The organism is Mesorhizobium sp. M7A.F.Ca.CA.001.10.2.1, from assembly GCF_003998575.1.
Classification (GTDB): domain Bacteria; phylum Pseudomonadota; class Alphaproteobacteria; order Rhizobiales; family Rhizobiaceae; genus Mesorhizobium.
Genome location: NZ_RZQY01000045.1, coordinates 1 through 18216, shown reverse-complemented (window position 1 = coordinate 18216; position 18216 = coordinate 1). Strand labels below are relative to the sequence as shown.

Genomic DNA, 18216 nt, shown 5'->3' with positions numbered 1-18216 from the left:
CGACAGTGCGCGCGGCATGTCGGCAACGCTCTTCAGGCTCGACCGCACCGCTTGGCGACGAACTGCCGCTGCTCAAGCGCGATGGCGGCTTCTTGCGCGGCGGCTACCATGCCGATCTCGACGAGATGCGGGCGCTGCGCGACGAATCGCGAAAGGTGATCGCCGGGCTGGAGCGCTCGCTGATCGACGAGACCGGCATCCGCTCGCTGAAAATCCGGCACAATAATGTGCTTGGCTACTATATCGAGGTGACCGCCAACCATCATGCGGTGATGACCGGCAGCGACGGCGCCAAGGCGCGCTTCATCCACCGTCAGACCATGGCCAACGCCATGCGCTTTACCACGACCGAGCTTGCCGAACTCGAGACCAAGATCGCCAATGCCGCCGACCGGGCGCTCAACATCGAACTGGCCGCCTTCGACGCGCTGACGGCGGAAGCGGTCGGCGAGGCGGAGAAGATCCGCGCCGGTGCCGATGCGCTGGCTGTGCTCGATGTCTCGGCGGCGCTCGCGCTGCTTTCGGAAAGCGAAGCCTGGTGCCGACCAGTGGTGGATTCGAGCCTCGCCTTCGAAATTGCGGGGGGGCGGCATCCCGTGGTCGAACAAGCGCTTCGCCGTTCCGGCGATGGCCCGTTCGTCGCCAATGATTGCGACCTGTCGCCGGAGGGCAGCGCCAAGAACGGTGCGATCTGGCTCCTGACCGGCCCGAACATGGGCGGCAAGTCGACGTTCCTGCGGCAGAACGCACTGATCGCCATCCTGGCCCAGACCGGCTCCTTCGTGCCGGCGACATCGGCCCATATCGGCGTCGTCGACCGGCTGTTCTCGCGGGTCGGCGCCTCGGACGATCTGGCGCGCGGCCGCTCGACCTTCATGGTCGAGATGGTCGAGACGGCGGCGATCCTCAACCAGGCCGGCGAGCGCGCACTGGTGATCCTCGACGAGATCGGCCGCGGCACCGCCACTTTCGACGGCCTGTCGATCGCGTGGGCGGCAGTCGAGTATCTGCATGAGAAGAACCGCTGCCGGGCGATCTTCGCCACTCACTTTCACGAAATGACCTCGCTGGCCGGCAAGCTGGCGCGGCTCTCCAACGTGACCATGCGGGTCAAGGAATGGGAGAACGACGTCGTCTTCCTGCACGAGGTCGGCAAGGGGGCCGCCGACCGCTCCTACGGGGTGCAGGTGGCACGGCTGGCCGGCCTGCCGGAGGCGGTGGTCGACCGCGCCAAGGAAGTGCTGCACCAGCTTGAGGAAGGTGAGGTTTCGGGCAAGACGAACCGGCTGGTGGACGATTTGCCGCTGTTTTCGGTGGCGGTGAAGCGGGAAGCGTCGAAGCCGGTGAAAAGTGATGTGCTGGGGGCGGCGCTGGGCGAGATCAATCCCGACGAGATGACGCCACGGGAGGCGCTGGAAGCGCTCTACCGGCTGAAGGGGCTGGCGGGGACATAGTCAGATCATCTCCAACCCGCGCTTGCGCGCTGGTGGAGGGAAGGCGCGGTCGAGATCGGTGATGTCCTGCGGCGTCAGCTTGATGTCGAGCGCGGCGACATTCTGGCGGACATGTTCCTGGCTGCTGGCCTTGGGGATGGCGATGATGCCCTCCTGTTGCATCACCCAGGCCAGGGCGATTTGCGCCGGGGTCGCATTGTGGCGGGCAGCGACGGCGTCGAGCCTGGCATTGCGCGCCAGCGCGCCTTGCTCGACTGGCGAATAGGCCGTCAGCGGAATGCCGCGTTGCAGGCTCCAGGGTGCCAGGTCGAATTCGAGGCCGCGCCGGACCAGATTGTAGAGCACCTGGTTGGTCTGGACATTGTTGCCGTCGGGCAGGCCGGTCAGCTCTTCCATCTCGTCGGTGTCGAAATTGCTGACGCCCCAGTGGCGGATCTTGCCGGCCTTTTTCAGGGTCTCGAAAGCCGCGACCGTTTCGGCCAGAGGCACGCTGCCGGGCCAATGCAGCAGATAGAGATCGATGCGGTCGGTGCGCAGGCGTTTCAGGCTGTTTTCGCAGGCGCGCTGCACGCCCACGCGCGAAGCGTTCGATGGCAGAACTTTCGAGACCAGGAAGGTCTCGTCGCGGCGCCCGGCAATGGCCTCGGCCACCACCTCCTCGGCGCCGCCGCCGGCATACATTTCAGCGGTGTCGATCAGCGTGATGCCGAGGTCGAGGCCGAGCTTGAGGGCATTCACCTCATCGGCGCGGCGACTGATATCTTCGCCCATCTTCCATGTGCCCTGGCCAAGCACCTGAACGGCTTCGCCTGAGGGCAGTTTGGTGGTTCTGATGGTCGACGGCATTGCGGGCTCCATTTAGGCCGATCGCATCACAGGCTGGACGAGAAATCCAGAGGCGTTCTCGCCGCGCTGACGATGGCTGAAGACTTACTTCACCGGATGGGCGGCGAGCCAGGCCTGCATCTGCTTGATCTCGGCTTCCTGCGCGGCGATGACGCCTTCGGCCAGCTTGCGGATTTCCGGATCCTTGCCATTGGCGAGTTCGACCTTGGCCATGTCGATCGCACCCTGATGGTGCGGGATCATGCCTCTGACGAAATCGACATCGGCATTGCCGGTATAGTCGGACGCCATCATGTCGGCATGCATCTTGTCCATCGCCGCCTTGTAGCCTTCCGTCGAAGGGCTGGTCGCATCCGCCGCCATGGCGCCCATGTCGTGTTTCATCTCTTCGCTTTGCGCCGGAACGCTTTCGAGGAAGACGGTAACCAGCATTCCGGCCGCCATCAGCAGCAGAACGAGTTTTTTGGCGAAGGTCATTCATGGTCTCCTGTTGGATGGGTTTCGTATTTGGGGGCTTGGATCAGAGTTTCAATGTTCTCAGCCGCAACGCGTTTGCGATCACCGACACCGAAGACAGGCTCATCGCCGCCGCCGCCAGCATCGGCGACAGAAGCGTGCCGGTGAGCGGATAGAGCACGCCGGCGGCGACCGGCACGCCAAGCACATTGTAGAGGAAGGCAAAGAACAGGTTCTGGCGGATGTTGCGGATCGTCGCCTGCGCCAGCGTGCGGGCGCGCACGATACCGTTGAGGTCGCCCTTGACCAGAGTGATACCGGCGCTTTCGACAGCGACATCGGCGCCAGTGCCCATGGCGATGCCGACATCGGCAGCTGCAAGCGCTGGTGCATCGTTGACGCCGTCGCCGGCCATGGCAACACCGGCGCCTGTTGCGCGCAGTTCCTCGACAAGGGCTGCCTTCTGTTCCGGCAGCAGGCCGGCGCGGACCTCGTCGATGCCGAGGCTTCTGGCGATCGCGTTGGCCGTGCGTTCATTGTCGCCGGTCGCCATGATGATGCGCAAGCCGCTTTCATGCAGAGCCTTGATCGCCTCGGCCGTCGTTGCCTTGATAGGGTCGGCGACGGCGACGATGCCGGCCAGCTTCTTGTCGACAGCGACGAACATCGCCGTCTTGCCTTCGAGCTGCAGCGCCTCGGCCTTGGCCGAGATGGATGCGATGTCGACGCCAAGGTCCGCCATCATCGCAGCATTGCCGAGCGCGACCGTCTTTCCCGAGACCGAACCGGACACGCCCTTGCCGGTGACCGCCTCGAAGGCGCTGGCCTCGGCAACGGTCACGCCGCGTGTAGCAGCGCCGTCGACGATGGCTTCAGCCAGCGGATGCTCCGACCCCTTCTCCAGACCGGCGGCAAGCGCCAGCAATTCCTCTTCGGAGAAGCCGTTTGCCGTGACGACATCGGTCAGTTTCGGCCGGCCTTCGGTCAGCGTACCCGTTTTGTCGACGATCAGCTTGTCGACGGAAGCGAAGCGTTCGAGTGCTGCGGCCTCCTTGATCAGCACGCCGGCATGCGCTCCGCGCCCGGTTGCGGTCATGATCGACATCGGCGTGGCGAGGCCGAGCGCACAGGGGCAAGCGATGATCAGCACCGACACCGCGGAGACGATGGCAAAGATCAGGCTGGGCTCGGGTCCAAACACGGCCCAGGCGATGAAAGCGACAATCGCGACAAGGACGACGGCCGGGACAAAGTAGAAAGAAACGCGATCGGCCAACCCTTGAATCGGGGCGCGCGAGCGCTGCGCCTTGGCGACGAGATCGACGATGCGCGCCAGCGTCGTCTCGGCGCCGACCTTCTCAGCGCGCATGATCAGCGCACCATTCTTGTTGAGGGTGCCGCCGGTCAGCGCATCGCCCTCGACCTTCTCGACCGGCAACGGCTCGCCCGTGATCATCGATTCGTCGATCGAGGATCGCCCTTCCAGCACCGTGCCATCGACCGGCACGGCGTCACCGGGGCGTATGCGCAGGCGATCGCCGGCTTTGACCGCATCGAGCGGCACATCGCTTTCGGAACCGTCGGCGGCGATCAGCCGCGCGGTCTTCGGCGCGAGATCAAGCAATGCGCGGATTGCCGAGCCGGTCTTTTCACGGGCGCGGAGCTCCAGCACCTGGCCAAGGAAGACCAGCGCAACGATGACGGCAGCAGCCTCGAAATAGACCGGTACCGCACCGCCATGGCCGCGGAACTGATGCGGAAAGATATCCGGAAACAGCGTGGCGACGACGCTGTAGAGATAGGCAGCACCAACGCCGAGCGAGATCAGCGTCCACATGTTGGGGCTGCGGTTGACGAGCGAGTCCCAGCCGCGGTGGAAGAAGGGGAAGGCGGCCCAAAGCACCACCGGACTTGCCAGGACCAGTTCGATCCAGACTTTTGCCCGGTCCTCGACCAGACCTTCAAACGTCAGGCCGATCATGGGTGCCATGGCGATGATCAGAAGGGGGATCGACAAGGCAGCGCTCACCCAGAACCGCCTGGTGAAATCGACCAGCTCGGGATTTGGCCCTTCATCGCCCGTTGGTACGCCCATCGGCTCCAGCGCCATGCCACAGATCGGGCAGGATCCTGGCTTGTCGCGGATGATTTCGGGATGCATCGGGCAGGTGTATTGCGTGCCTTTGGGCATCGGCTGCGGTGCCGGCCTGTCGCCGAGATATTTTTGCGGCTCCGCCTCGAATTTCGCCTGGCAGGCGGCCGAGCAGAAGTAAAAGCCCTGGCCTTCGTGGCGGGCAAAGTGCCTGGCTGTCGCGCGGTCGACGCTCATACCGCAAACCGGATCGGTGGCCGTCAGGAATTTTTCCGGCTCGGCGACGAATTTCGCGCGGCAGCCCTGGCTGCAGAAATGATAGGGATGGCCATCATGCTCGGCCGTCGGCTTGCCGGCGACCGGATCGACAGTCATGCCGCAGACCGGGTCGCGGACGACGCTCTTCGTGGTGGGCACGGCGCCTTTTGTCGAGCAGCAGCTACCATGCGCGTGATGATCGTGATCGGAATGCGTCATTCGAAAATGCCTCGATGGGTCGGTGTGTGACGCGGAGATAGGGCTTCCAGTAACTGGAAGGTCAAGGGCTGTTTCGACTTTCTTTTCCGGTCGACGGCGCGTCCATCCTCCCCAAAAAAAGTATCACGCGGCAACACCACGCCTGCTAGAGAGCGAGCGTCCCGGGGGTGAGATTTTCTTTGGCAATGAAGCGTCTGGTCATCAATCTCGATCGGTCTCCCGATCGCCTTGCCCGTGTGACGGCGGAGTTTGTCCGCATCGGCGTCCCATTCGAACGCGTTCAGGCCATCGACGCACGGGATCGGCCGGACCTGGACCAGCTGCCACAAAATGTCGGATATCGGAACAGGCTGCCATTGACTGACGGCGAGATCGCCTGCCTGCTCAGTCACCGGGCCTGCTGGGCCGCCATCGCGCAAGGCGACGCTCGCTACGGGGCAATCTTCGAGGACGACATCGTCTTTGCCGCGAAAGCCGGCGCATTGCTTCGCGACAGCGACTGGATTCCAGCCGATGCCGAAGTCGTCAAGCTCGAAAGCTATTTTTGCAAGACCGTGATCCGACGCAAGCGCATTGCCATCGGTCACGGCTTTTCCACATCCAAACTCGACGCCGGACATATAGGAACCGCCGGCTACATCATCTCCAGGCAAACCGCGCTCGACCTGATCAAGGCCACAGAGGAGATCGGCATCGCTGTCGACGACCTTGTCTTCAACCCCGAGTTTTCGGTTTTGCGAGGCGAGACGATCTATCAGCTTGTTCCTGCGCTCTGCGCACAAGATCAGTTCCTTGGCGACAGGGCGCTCCAATTGCCAAGCCTGCTCAGGGAAAAGCGCGATATCCAGTGCGCCGCCGGGACCGGGAGACGCAGAAAGACAGCCATAGCGAAGGTAAAAGCCGAGGCTCGGCGAATAGGCAAGCGCATTGCCGATTTCTGTCGACTGAAGCGGAGAATGGTCATTCCATTTACTTATCCGAGCCAGAGCTCAGCCGGGTCTTGAACCGGCTTTCAACGCCCCATACCCAGCGCCGCGAAAACGCGCTATAGACGCCGCCGAAACGGCAAGGCCGGCTGGGTATATGGCAAGAATCTCCCTGAAGCTCGACGAATTGATCGACGGCGAAGCCTTGCGCCGCGAGATGACCGCGCTGACCGCGGCCACGGCGGGCGACGGCTCCGGGCAGGTCGCGCGCAATGGCGTGCTCCAACTGCTCAAGGGACGACTGGCGGAAGGGCGCGCCATTGCCGAACGCATGCTGATGGACGATGGCGGCGGCAGCGCCTGCGCGGCGCGGCTGTCGCACCTCATGGACGAGATCATCCGGGCGCTTTACGATTTCGCCGTCACCCATGTCTACCGGGTCAAGAACCCGTCTTCGGCGGAGCGCATGGCCGTTGTCGCTGTCGGCGGCTACGGCCGTGGAACGCTGGCGCCCGGATCCGACATCGACCTTCTGTTCCTGCTGCCCTACAAGCAGACGCCGTGGGGCGAACAGACAGTCGAATACATGCTCTACATGCTGTGGGACCTGGGGCTGAAGGTCGGCCACGCCACCCGTAACATCGACGAATGCCTGCGCCTGTCGCGCACCGATGTCACCATTCGCACCTCGATCCTCGAAGCACGTTTCCTGTGGGGCGAGGAAAAGCTCTATGATGAACTGATGCTGCGGTTCGACCATGAGGTGGTGCGCACGACCGGCCCCGAATATGTCCAGGCCAAGCTTGCCGAACGCGATGACCGCCATGCCAAGGCCGGCGAAAGCCGCTATCTGGTCGAGCCCAACGTCAAGGACGGCAAGGGCGGCCTGCGCGACCTGCAGACGCTGTTTTGGATCGGCAAATATTTCTATCGGGTGCGCACCGGTGAGGAACTGGTCGACAAGGGCGTCTTCACCGAGGGCGAATACCGCGAGTTCCAGAAGGCCGAGGATTTCCTGTGGGCGGTACGCTGCCACATGCATTTCCTCACCGGCAAGGCCGAAGAGCGGTTGCATTTCGACATCCAGCGCGAGATCGCCGAACGGCTCGGCTACACCACACACCCCGGCCTGTCGGCGGTCGAGCGCTTCATGAAGCACTACTTTCTCGTTGCCAAGGACGTCGGCGACCTGACCCGCATCTTCTGCGCCGCGCTCGAGGAGGAGCAGGCCAAGCACGTACCTGGCTTCAACCGCATCTTCCTGACTTTCTCCAGGCGCAAGCGCAAGCTGGCCGGTACTTCCGACTTCATTGTCGACAACCACCGCATCAACATCGCCGACGACCAGGTGTTCGAGCGCGATCCGGTCAATCTGCTCAGGCTGTTCTGGTTCGCCGACAAGCACGGTCTGGAATTCCACCCTGACGCGCTGAAGCTGCTGACCCGTTCGCTCGGCCTGGTCAACAAGTCGCTGCGGCGCGACGAGGAGGCCAACCGGCTGTTCCTCGACATATTGACCTCGGATCGCAATGCCGAACTCAATCTGCGTCGCATGAACGAAGCCGGACTGCTCGGCAGGCTGATCCCGGATTTCGGCAAGATCGTCGCCATGATGCAGTTCTCGATGTACCACCACTACACGGTGGACGAGCATCTGATCCGCTGCATCGGCGTGCTGGCCGAGATCGAGCGCGGCGACGGCGAAAAGGTCCACCCCTTGTCGCACACGCTGATGCCGGGCCTGAAGAAGAGCCGCGAGGCGCTCTATGTCGCCGTACTGCTGCACGACATCGCCAAAGGCAGGCCGGAGGACCATTCCGAGGCCGGGGCCAGGATCGCCCGTCGCATCTGCCCGCATATGGGGCTGTCGCCTGCCGATACCGAAACCGTGGCCTGGCTGGTCGAGAACCACCTCGTGATGTCGATGACGGCGCAGACCCGCGACCTCAACGACCGCAAGACCATCGAGGATTTTGCCGCGATCGTGCAGTCGGTCGAGCGGCTGAAGCTGCTTTTGATCCTCACCGTCTGCGACATCAGGGGCGTCGGACCCGGTGTCTGGAACGGCTGGAAGGGCCAGCTGCTGCGCACGCTCTACTACGAGACCGAATTGCTGCTGACCGGCGGGTTTTCGGAAGTGTCGCGCGCGCAGCGCACGGCGGCGGCGCGCGAGCGCCTGGCCGAGGCGCTTGCCGACTGGCCGGACAAAGCCCGCAAGCGCTATGTCGGCCAACACTACGAGAATTACCTTTTGACCGTCGATCTCGCAGACCAGTTGCGCCATGCCGAGTTCATCCGCGAAGCCGACGTGTCAGGCAACAAGCTTGCCACCATGGTCAAGACCCACCAGTTCGAGGCGGTGACCGAAATCACCGTGCTGGCGCAGGACCACCCCCGTCTGCTCTCGGTCATCGCCGGGGCTTGCGCCGGAGCCGGCGGCAACATTGTCGACGCGCAGATCTTCACGACGTCGGATGGCCGCGCCCTCGACACGATCCTGATCAGCAGAGAATTCGATCGCGACGAGGATGAGCGCCGGCGTGCCGAGCGTGTCGGCCGGCTGATCGAGGACGTGCTGTCGGGCAAGAGCTGGCTGCCGGAAATGATCGAGAAGCGCACCAAGCCGCGGCGCGGCTCCAAGGTGTTCAAGATCCCGCCGCGCGCCGAAATCCGCAACACGCTGTCGAACCGTTTTTCGGTCATCGAGGTCGAGGGCCTCGACCGGCCGGGACTGCTGTCGGAGATCACCGGAACGCTTTCCGACCTGTCGCTCGACATCGCATCGGCCCACATCACCACCTTCGGCGAAAAGGTCATCGACACTTTCTATGTCACCGATCTCACTGGCCAGAAGATAGACAGCCCGGCCCGCATCGCCACCATCCGCAATCGGCTGATGGCAACGCTCGAAGGCATCGTGCCCGAACGCGGCGGCAAGTCCAGGGCGGCGGCCGAGTGACAACGACCATCACTTCGTCCCAATTTCGCAGGCAGTTCCCAAAAGCATGAGCCTCGTCAAGAAATTCGCAACGGTCGCTTCCGGCACGCTGATGAGCCGCGCGCTCGGTTTCGGCCGCGAGATGCTGATGGCCGCCGCACTCGGTACCGGACCGGTCGCCGATGCCTTCAACGCCGCTTTCCAGTTTCCCAACACCTTTCGCCGGCTGTTTGCCGAAGGCGCCTTCAACGCCGCCTTCGTGCCGCTGTTCGCCAAGGAGATCGAGACCCACGGTACCGAAGGCGCCAAGCGCTTTTCCGAGGAAGTGTTCGGCGTGCTGTTCACGGCGCTGCTGGCGCTGACGATCATCATGGAACTGTCGATGCCGCTGATCGTGCGCTATCTGGTGGCGCCGGGTTTTGCCGGCACGCCGGGGAAGTTCGACACCACGGTGACGCTGGCGACGATCATGTTTCCCTATCTGATCTGCATGTCGCTGGGCGCGATGATGGCGGGCATGCTGAATTCGCTGCGCCGCTATTTCGCCGCCGCGGTGGCACCGGTGTTCCTCAACATCATCCTGATCGGCGTGCTCGCCTATGCCTGGTATAAGGGCTCGGATGCCCTCACCGTCGGCTACGGGCTGTCCTGGGGCGTGCTTGCCGCCGGACTGGTGCAACTGGCGATCGTCTGGGTGGCGGTGCGCCACGCCGGCATCTCGATCGGCTTCCGCCGGCCGAAAATGACGCCCGCGGTCAAGCGGCTGCTGATCCTGGCGCTGCCGGCGGCCATCACCGGCGGCATCACCCAGATCAACCAGCTGATCGGCACGGCGATCGCCTCGGCGCAGAACAGCGCGGTATCCTCGCTCGCCTATGCCGACCGCATCTACCAGTTGCCGCTCGGCGTGGTCGGTGTTGCGGTGGCGATCGTGCTGTTGCCCGAATTGTCGCGGGCGCTGAAGTCGGGCAATCTGATCGAGGCGGCCAATCTGCAGAACCGCTCGGTCGAGTTCACGCTGTTCCTTACCCTGCCGGCAGCCGCGGCACTCTGGGTGATGTCGGAGCCGATCGTGCGGCTGGTCTATGAGCGCGGCGCATTCGCCGCCAACGGCTCGACGCCGACGGTGGCGGCGATCCTGGCGATCTTCGGCCTCGGCCTGCCGGCCTTCGTCCTGATCAAGGCGTTCACCCCAGGCTATTTCGCCCGCGAGGACACGCGCACGCCGATGATCTTTGCCGCCATCTCGGTGGCGGTGAACGTCACCACGGCGCTGACGCTGTTTCCACGGATGGGCGCGCCCGGCATCGCGGTGGCCTCGGCCGTCGCCGGCTGGGTCAACGCGGTGATGCTGCTCGGCGTCTTGATCCGGCGCGGCCATTGGGGGCGCGACGTGCCGCTGATGAAGCGCATTCCACGGCTGGTGCTGTCGGCGGCCGTAATGGGGGCGGCACTCTATTTTGCCGAGCACTGGTTCGCCGTCAGGCTAGGGCCGGGCTCGCCGCTGGTGGTCAAGGCGACGACGCTGCTGTCGCTGGTTGCCGGCGGAGCGCTGCTTTATTTCATCACCGCCTTCGCCACAGGCGGTGCCGATTTCGGCATGATCCGACGCAACGTCAAGCGGGGATCGGGCAAGTCGGCGCCACCGGTCGCAAAGACCGACCTGGACGAGTAGAGCGCCCGACACGCCCGCAGCGCCGTCTTGATCGCAGCGCCGTCTTCGTCCATAAGCGCGCCGTCGCAAGACTTTCGCCGCGCGCGGTTTCCAGCCGCGCGATTGGCTCCGAAAAGTCTGCAACTTTTCGGAATCACGCTTATACGGCCCTCCACAAGCCATGAGGACAATCATGACCGCCTTCAAGCCACTCGTCTTTTCCGGTGTCCAGCCGACCGGCAATCTGCATCTCGGCAACTATCTCGGCGCCATCAAGAAATTCGTTGCCCTGCAGGACACCTCCGATTGCATCTATTGCGTCGTCGACCTGCATTCGCTGACAGCCCAACTCGTTTATGAAGACCTAGCCGATCAGACGCGGTCGATCACCGCTGCGTTCCTGGCCTCGGGCATCGACCCGAAGAAGCACATCGTCTTCAACCAGTCGCGGGTCATGCAGCACGCCGAGCTCGCCTGGATCTTCAATTGCGTGGCGCGCATCGGCTGGATGAACCGCATGACGCAGTTCAAGGACAAGGCCGGCAAGGATCGCGAGAACGCCTCGCTCGGCCTGCTTGCCTATCCTTCGCTGATGGCTGCCGACATCCTGCTCTACCGTGCCACCCACGTGCCGGTGGGCGAGGACCAGAAGCAGCATCTGGAACTCACCCGCGACATCGCGCAGAAATTCAACAACGACTTCTCCGACCGCATCGCGGCCCTTGGCGTCGGCGTCGAGATGCAGGTCGGCGAAGAGACCGTCAACGGCTATTTCCCGCTGACCGAGCCGGTCATCGGCGGGCCGGCGGCGCGCATCATGTCGCTGCGCGACGGCTCCAAGAAAATGTCCAAATCGGACCCGTCGGATTTGTCGCGCATCAACCTGACCGACGATGCCGACGACATCTCGAAGAAGATCCGCAAGGCCAAGACCGACCCGGAAGCGTTGCCGAGCGAGCTGGACGGCCTGGCCGGCCGGCCCGAGGCGGAGAACCTGGTCGGCATCTATGCGGGTCTCGCCGAGATATCGAAGGCGGATGTACTCAAGGAATTCGCCGGCCAGCAGTTTTCCGTGTTCAAGCCGGCCTTGGCCGATCTTGCAGTGGAAAAACTGGCGCCGATCGCCAGCGAGATGCGCCGCATTTCGGATGACCGCGCCTATGTCGACGCGGTGCTCAAGGATGGCGGCGAGCGCGCCGGCGTGCTGGCCGAAGCGACGATGAAGACGGTGCGCGACATTATCGGCCTGCTGCAGGGCTGATCGCGACATCGGGTGCACTGGCACAAGGCCGGCGGCTTGCCGCCGGTCCCCCGCAGTGGCAGATTGCGCCGCAAGACACCGAGTAGATAGACATGGTCTCCAAACGCCTCAGCCGCGAAGCCGGCCATCGCAGGAAATTCCTGACGATCATCGACGACACGCCGGAATGCGAGCGCGCCGTCGCCTACGCCTCGAAACGGGCGCAGAGCACCAGCGGCACGCTGGTGCTGCTCTATGTCATCGTGCCGGACGATTTCCAGCATTGGCTGGGTGTCGAGAAGATCATGCGCGAGGAAGCCAACGCCACGGCGCGCGCCGCGCTCGACAGCTATGCCAACAAGGTGCGCCAGAAGCTCGGCATCGAGCCCGAGATGGTGGTGCGCGAAGGCAAGCCGACGGAAGAGATCCACAAATTGATCGAGGAAGACCAGGACATCGCCATCCTGGTGCTGGCCGCCGGTGCGGGCAAGGAAGGCCCGGGGCCACTGGTCGGCGCCGTGGCCGGCAAGGGTGCCGCCTTCCCGATCCCGGTGACTGTCGTGCCGCAGAACCTGTCGGACGAGGAAATCGACAGCCTGGCCTGAGATTCTGCTCTTCAGGTGATGCCGGTCCGATGATGGGCGCGGAAAAACATTCCGCCAGCCAGCTGTTCCGACGATGCGTTTCGCTTGAATGTCCAGCCAATTGAGCCTATTTAGAATTGTTCCAAACTAGATGCCCAAACGGGCACGGAGACGGCCATGTTCATCCAGACCGAATCGACGCCAAACCCGGCGACGCTGAAATTCCTGCCCGGCAAGGAAGTGCTTCTGGAAGGCACCGCCGATTTCCGCGATGCCGACAGCGCCGCCGTTGCCTCGCCGCTGGCCGGCCGGCTGTTCGAAATTCCTGGCGTCACCGGCGTTTTCTTCGGCTATGACTTCATCACCGTGACCAAGGATGGCCCCGACTGGCAGCATTTGAAGCCGGCGATCCTCGGCGCCATCATGGAGCATTTCATGTCCGGCGCGCCCGTCATGGCCAAGGCCGGCCCGGCCGCCGAGACCAGCCAGACCGGTGAGTTCTACGACAAAGCCGACGAGGAGCTGGTCATCACCATCAAGGAACTGCTCGATACACGGGTGCGTCCGGCGGTCGCCCAGGATGGCGGCGACATCACCTTCCGCGGCTTCGAGAATGGCACGGTGTTCCTGCACATGAAGGGCGCATGCGCCGGCTGCCCGTCATCGACGGCGACGCTGAAGCACGGCATCCAGAACCTTCTGCGCCATTTCGTGCCGGAAGTGCAGCAGGTCGAACAGGTCTCCTGACGCCCCTTTGATGATTCTACCCCACTGACCATCTGGTCCGATTTCTTCGCTTCCGGCGCATCGATCAGAAGGAACTCCAAAGTGATCTACGAACTTCGGGTTTACCGGGCTTTGCCGGGACGCTTGCCGGCGCTTCTTGATCGCTTCGACAAGATCACCCTCAAATTATGGGAAAAGCACGGTATCCGCCAAGCGGGTTTCTTTACCACGCTGATCGGTGCTTCGAACAACGACCTGACCTACATGCTGGCATGGGAATCGCTGGCCGAACGCGAAGAGCGCTGGACGGCGTTCGTGAAGGACCCGGCCTGGACACAGGCGCGGGAAGATTCCGAGCGTGACGGCCAGATCACCGAGACAATCACCAACCAAATCTTGGCTCCCACCTCGTTCTCGGCGGTGTCCTGACCACCGAGCAGGCGTCGCATCGCGCAAACAACAAAAAACCGGGCCGAATTGCCCGGTTTTCTGCTTGGGACGTCCGTTGTTGCCTAGACGGTCCGCGTACGAAACCTGCCTCTAGAGAACGATGACCTTGGCGCCGACCGAGGCGCGGTCATAGAGGTCGATAATGTCCTGATTCATCAGGCGGATGCAGCCAGACGACATCGCCTTGCCGATCGAATTCCACTCCGGGCTGCCATGCAGGCGATAGCCTGAATCACCGCCCTTGTTGAACAGGTACATGGCGCGCGCGCCGAGCGGGTTCTTCAGGCCCGGCTGCATGCCGCCGGCAAACTTTTCCAATTCCGGCTGGCGCTGGATCATCTGCCTCGGCGGCGTCCAGGTCGGCCATTCGCGCTTGAGCGCAATGTGGGCGGTGCCATGCCACTCGAAGCCCTCGCGGCCGACGCCGATGCCGTAGCGAATGGCCCTTCCGTCGCCCTCGATGAAGTAGAGGAACTTGTTCTGCGTATCGACGATGATCGTGCCCGGCTTTTCCGGGCTGTCGTAGTTCACTTCCTGCCGATGGTACTTCATCGGCACTTTCTCGATCGGGATGCGCGGCAGCTGATAACCTGCGTCGGTGACCGCGCCGTAGTTGTTGGAGAATATCTGCGAGCCGATGGTGCTGCAACCGGCGATAGCAGTGGAGAGCGCCAGTGCGGCGATGATTGCAAACGACTTCATGCGCATCAGGTGATCCGGTGCCCCGCCCAACTTCGGCGGCACGAGTCGGCCGCTCTCTCATCATCATTCATGCTGGCATTTGCTTTGCTTGCCAAGCGCGCGATGCCTATATGCCTGCCTTGACGTACCGGTAAGCGTATCACTATGGCATTTTGGCAACAGGACTCACAGGATTGTGAAGCAAATTCAAGGGGCCTGCTCCATGGGCTCCTGGAAATCGAGGAGAACCGTCATGAATGTCGGTGACGCCGCCCACCGCTCCGGCCTGCCGGCCAAGACCATCCGCTACTATGAAGAGATCGGCCTGATCGCCCCGGCGCGCGCCGCCAACGGCTACCGCGATTATTCCGGAGACGACATCCACCGGCTGGCCTTCCTGCGCCGCGCGCGCAATCTCGGCTTTTCCATCGACGATTGCCGCCAGTTGATGGCGCTTTACCAGGATCGCAGCCGCGCCAGCCAGAACGTGCGCGAAATTGCCGCCGCCCATGTCACGGCGATCGAGGAGAAAGTGCGCGAGCTGCAGTCGATGCGCTCGACGCTGCAGAAACTGATCCATGCCTGCCACGGCGACGAAAGGCCGGATTGTCCGATCCTTGATGACATGGCGGGGGCGGCGTTGCCCAGCGACAAGGTCGCCTCTGCGCCTGCATAATGACTCTACGTCGACGAGGCCCGACGCCTGGTCGACTCCTGCCGGGAGGACATCCGCAATGGTCTCGATGACCGTCGAACTGCGCAATGTGGAGGACACGCAAGCCGCCATGGGCTGGGCCGGCGGCCACACGATCATCGTCGACCGGCCCGAAGGCAAGGCCGGCGGCATGGGCCTGTGCTTCAATGGCGGCCAACTGCTCGCCCTGGCGATCGGCGGCTGCTTCTGCAACGACCTTCGCTACGTCGCCGAGGAAATGGGTGTAACGCTCAACAAGATCGCGGTGACCGTCACGCTGAACCTCGAAGGCAAGCCTTTGCTCGCGACCTCGTCAATCATGAAGGTTTCATGCACGACACTGGACGGCTCCGACCCGGCGGAGATCATCACAAGGGCCGCGGCGATTTCCACGGTCAGCAACTCCCTGCGCCAGGGCGTGCCGGTGAGCATTGAAACGGACGCAACGGCGACCGGCTTGTCGGAGGAATGATCCCTGGGAACAGGCGCATTTGGCCGCGTGGATTGTCAGAGACCGCTAAAAAGATCCGCCGCCGGCACGGCAGGGGGATTGACCCAATTTTCTTCGGCATCTGGGCGCGTCAATCTGCCGCTCTATGTCTTCCCTTGTCGCAATGATCAACGATGGAGGTTGGCATGGATCGGCGATTGTTTCTGACTGGAATGCTTGGGCTTGCAGGGGCTGCGACCGTCGTCGCAATCGCGCGTCCTGCCACCGCCCTGGCCGGCATCCCTGATACGGGGCCCGGCATTCTCGATGAGCTCGACAAACCATCCGACGACATTCTCGGCCCGGATGGTCCCGATGTTCAGGACGGCGTCGAGTTCGTGCGGCACCGCAGATGGCACCGCCGCCGTCGCCGACGCGGGTGGAGGCGGGTTTGCCGTCGCTATTGGCGCAATGGTTCTTGGCGCCGCAGATGTTTCCGCAGATCCTTCTGGATCCACTTCTGACGGGATCACCAAACGCGAAGGCTCCGGCATCCGCCGGAGCCTTCGCTATCGCTGCGGGCTTGAATCCAATCGGCAAAAAAGGCCCGCCGCCCCTCGGCAGCGGGCAGGTCCTGGAGTGCCGGGGGATCAACCCGGCATGGGATCAACGAGCGGATCACCGGTTGGTTGCAGGGATCGGCCCGGTAGCCTTCCTTTGGGTGGACCGCCACCGGGCCTGACCGGAGCGGGGTGTATTGGGGGAGCCCCGGCTGCTTCCAAAATATCACCTTTCACTTAAATTAGCTTTAGCTAATTTACAGAAAGCCATGCGCCACCCGCAGATGGGTTGCGCCTTCACGGAAATGTCGAAGTGACGTCTCCCTGCTTATGCAATTCGACATTCGCGGAACTGAAGCGGTTGCATCTGACTTTGGTTGGTAACGCGCAAAGACTTTTTTCTGCTATCTTAGGGTTACTAAATGGAAATTGATCGGCGCGGCATATCAAGTCGATTCGCGCTGACGATCTCTTTGTTTTTCGAGGAACTGCTTGGCGTGTTCCGCCCAATCAGCCGCCGTGACTTTATGCTCCCGAACGGACTTTCTGAAAGCCTTGCGCAGAGCGTCAAGGTCAAAGGCCCATACTTGTTGGCCTTCTTTAGTGTTCGATTTTGCGTCACCCGTCCCCATGGAAGCGACGGTACGCACCGCAAACTCAATCTTTCAAGGATCAATGCCTGACTTCTTTTGGGTATATCCGGGTATATCGAATATACAATCGTCTGCATAAAACAGGTTCAAACCGTGAACAAAATCTGGCATGGTGCCTGGCATGCCGATCATCTCCCCCATCCTCATCAATCCTCTCATCGACGGCCGCCAGTCCGAACGCGCCATGCTGGTGCGGCGCGGCGTACAGCGGCTGCTCATGGATATGGGCGCACATGTGTTGCCCGAACTGTCGCTGGCCACGGGCCGCCGCGCCGACCTCGTCGCGCTGACCCGGCAGGGCGATATCTGGATCATCGAGATCAAATCCTCGATCGAGGATTTCAGGGTCGACCGCAAATGGCCCGACTACCGGCTGCATTCCGACCGCTTCTTCTTCGCCACCCATCCCGGCGTGCCCTCGGAGATATTTCCCCAGGAGTGCGGCTTCATCCTCTCCGACGGCTACGGCGCCGAGATCCTGCGCGATGCGCCCGAGCACCGCATGGCAGCGGCAACGCGCAAAGCGCTGATGCTGCGGATCGCGCGGGCCGGCGCTTCGCGGCTGCTGGCGGCAGAGCTTGCCGGCGTGTCGGTGCCGGCGCTGGAGGGTGAGAGCGAGTAGCGATTGTCCCCCAAGTCCTAAGACTGCCTCTACTCTTCACCGTCCTCCACGCCACCCCTGGCGGGCGCCATGAGCAGCACGGCAGCGCCCAGGATAGCGGCGATGAAGGAACCGGCGAGGATGCCGACCTTGACCGCGTCCTGCAGCGCCACGTCGCCGGCGAAGGCGAGCAGGCCGATGAACAGGCTCATGGTGAAGCCGATGCCGCACAGCAGCGATATGCCGATCATGTGCGTCCAGCCTGCATTGGCTGGCAGGTCGGCAAGACCGAGCCGGATGGCAAGGGCCGAGGAGCCGAACACGCCGACCAACTTGCCGACCACCAGGCCGGCGGCGACACCCAGCGTCAACGGCTCGATCAGCGCACTGACGCTGAGACCGGCGAGCGAAACGCCGGCATTGGCAAAGCCAAAGATCGGGATGACGACGAAGGCCACAATCTTGTGCAGGCCGTGCTCGAGCCGGTGCAGGGGCGAACGGTCGAGATCGTGGCCGATCCCGGCGGAACGCTCAAGCGGGATGGTCAGCGCCAGCGCCACGCCGGCGAGCGTGGCATGGACGCCGGATTTCAGAACCAGCACCCACAGGATGACGCCGAGCACGAGATAGGGAACCAGCGTCATCACCCGCATGCGGTTGAGCACGACAAGCGCGGCAATGACGGCGAAGGCAGCACCCAGATAAGCCAGCGAAAGGCCGCTGGTGTAGAAGATGGCGATGATAATGACGGCAC

Annotated in this window: 18 protein-coding genes; 12 read left to right on the top strand and 6 right to left on the bottom strand. The window is 63.0% G+C overall.

The features are described from left to right. Positions 1–1454, top strand: a 1454-nt coding sequence (gene mutS / locus EN964_RS05240) for a DNA mismatch repair protein MutS (RefSeq protein WP_127276218.1), incomplete at its 5' end; no start/stop codon positions are given. On the opposite strand, the gene EN964_RS05235 is transcribed toward mutS, so the two are convergent. The 3 genes from EN964_RS05235 to EN964_RS05225 all read right to left on the bottom strand — a co-directional run bounded on the left by EN964_RS05235 (position 1455) and on the right by EN964_RS05225 (position 5325). After that, positions 1455–2300: an aldo/keto reductase gene (locus EN964_RS05235; RefSeq protein ID WP_127271333.1), complete on the bottom strand. Its 846-nt coding sequence runs from the start codon at positions 2298–2300 to the stop codon at positions 1455–1457. Between the two features lie 84 nt (positions 2301–2384). Then, on the bottom strand, positions 2385–2777 hold the full coding sequence (locus EN964_RS05230; protein WP_127271334.1) for a DUF305 domain-containing protein: 393 nt from the start codon (positions 2775–2777) through the stop codon (positions 2385–2387). 43 nt (positions 2778–2820) lie between these two features. Further along, complete coding sequence (locus tag EN964_RS05225; RefSeq protein WP_127276217.1) at positions 2821–5325, bottom strand: heavy metal translocating P-type ATPase; 2505 nt, start codon at positions 5323–5325, stop codon at positions 2821–2823. A 185-nt stretch (positions 5326–5510) separates the two neighbouring features. Here EN964_RS05225 and EN964_RS05220 point away from each other — a divergent pair, with 185 nt between their 5' ends. The 7 genes from EN964_RS05220 to EN964_RS05190 all read left to right on the top strand — a co-directional run bounded on the left by EN964_RS05220 (position 5511) and on the right by EN964_RS05190 (position 13822). Further along, positions 5511–6329 (top strand): glycosyltransferase family 25 protein, encoded by an 819-nt coding sequence (locus tag EN964_RS05220; RefSeq protein WP_127269992.1) that lies wholly within the window; start codon positions 5511–5513, stop codon positions 6327–6329. A gap of 79 nt (positions 6330–6408) precedes the next feature. Then, positions 6409–9210, top strand: a complete 2802-nt coding sequence (locus EN964_RS05215) for a [protein-PII] uridylyltransferase (RefSeq protein ID WP_127271558.1) — start codon at positions 6409–6411, stop codon at positions 9208–9210. A 46-nt stretch (positions 9211–9256) separates the two neighbouring features. Further along, positions 9257–10864: a murein biosynthesis integral membrane protein MurJ gene (murJ, locus tag EN964_RS05210; protein WP_127271141.1), complete on the top strand. Its 1608-nt coding sequence runs from the start codon at positions 9257–9259 to the stop codon at positions 10862–10864. 172 nt (positions 10865–11036) lie between these two features. Beyond that, positions 11037–12104 (top strand): tryptophan--tRNA ligase, encoded by a 1068-nt coding sequence (gene trpS, locus EN964_RS05205; RefSeq protein ID WP_127256391.1) that lies wholly within the window; start codon positions 11037–11039, stop codon positions 12102–12104. Between the two features lie 92 nt (positions 12105–12196). Then, positions 12197–12688, top strand: a complete 492-nt coding sequence (locus tag EN964_RS05200) for a universal stress protein (RefSeq protein WP_013528063.1) — start codon at positions 12197–12199, stop codon at positions 12686–12688. Positions 12689–12844: 156 nt separating this feature from the next. Beyond that, positions 12845–13414, top strand: a complete 570-nt coding sequence (locus EN964_RS05195; RefSeq protein ID WP_023811631.1) for a NifU family protein — start codon at positions 12845–12847, stop codon at positions 13412–13414. An 81-nt stretch (positions 13415–13495) separates the two neighbouring features. Next, positions 13496–13822 (top strand): NIPSNAP family protein, encoded by a 327-nt coding sequence (locus EN964_RS05190; RefSeq protein ID WP_127269475.1) that lies wholly within the window; start codon positions 13496–13498, stop codon positions 13820–13822. A gap of 111 nt (positions 13823–13933) precedes the next feature. Here EN964_RS05190 and EN964_RS05185 read toward each other — a convergent pair whose 3' ends face one another. Then, entirely contained in the window at positions 13934–14551 is a 618-nt protein-coding gene (locus EN964_RS05185) for a L,D-transpeptidase (protein WP_127269476.1), read from the bottom strand. Between the two features lie 226 nt (positions 14552–14777). Here EN964_RS05185 and cueR point away from each other — a divergent pair, with 226 nt between their 5' ends. Then, positions 14778–15200: a Cu(I)-responsive transcriptional regulator gene (gene cueR / locus EN964_RS05180; RefSeq protein ID WP_127269477.1), complete on the top strand. Its 423-nt coding sequence runs from the start codon at positions 14778–14780 to the stop codon at positions 15198–15200. Positions 15201–15258: 58 nt separating this feature from the next. Then, positions 15259–15690, top strand: coding sequence for an OsmC family protein (locus EN964_RS05175; RefSeq protein WP_127269478.1), 432 nt, complete (start codon positions 15259–15261; stop codon positions 15688–15690). A gap of 146 nt (positions 15691–15836) precedes the next feature. Here EN964_RS05175 and EN964_RS37550 read toward each other — a convergent pair whose 3' ends face one another. Further along, positions 15837–16067, bottom strand: coding sequence for a hypothetical protein (locus tag EN964_RS37550; protein ID WP_164775738.1), 231 nt, complete (start codon positions 16065–16067; stop codon positions 15837–15839). Positions 16068–16630: 563 nt separating this feature from the next. Here EN964_RS37550 and EN964_RS05165 point away from each other — a divergent pair. Together EN964_RS05165 and EN964_RS05160 are read left to right on the top strand one after the other, a co-directional pair. Further along, a complete protein-coding gene (locus tag EN964_RS05165) occupies positions 16631–16891 on the top strand; it encodes a hypothetical protein (protein WP_127271563.1) in 261 nt (86 codons plus the stop codon). Positions 16892–16982: 91 nt separating this feature from the next. Further along, on the top strand, positions 16983–17483 hold the full coding sequence (locus EN964_RS05160; RefSeq protein ID WP_050596738.1) for an MmcB family DNA repair protein: 501 nt from the start codon (positions 16983–16985) through the stop codon (positions 17481–17483). Between the two features lie 29 nt (positions 17484–17512). Here EN964_RS05160 and EN964_RS05155 read toward each other — a convergent pair. Beyond that, the coding region (locus EN964_RS05155) for a Na+/H+ antiporter NhaA (RefSeq protein ID WP_206528694.1) at positions 17513–18216 on the bottom strand (704 nt) is incomplete at its 5' end.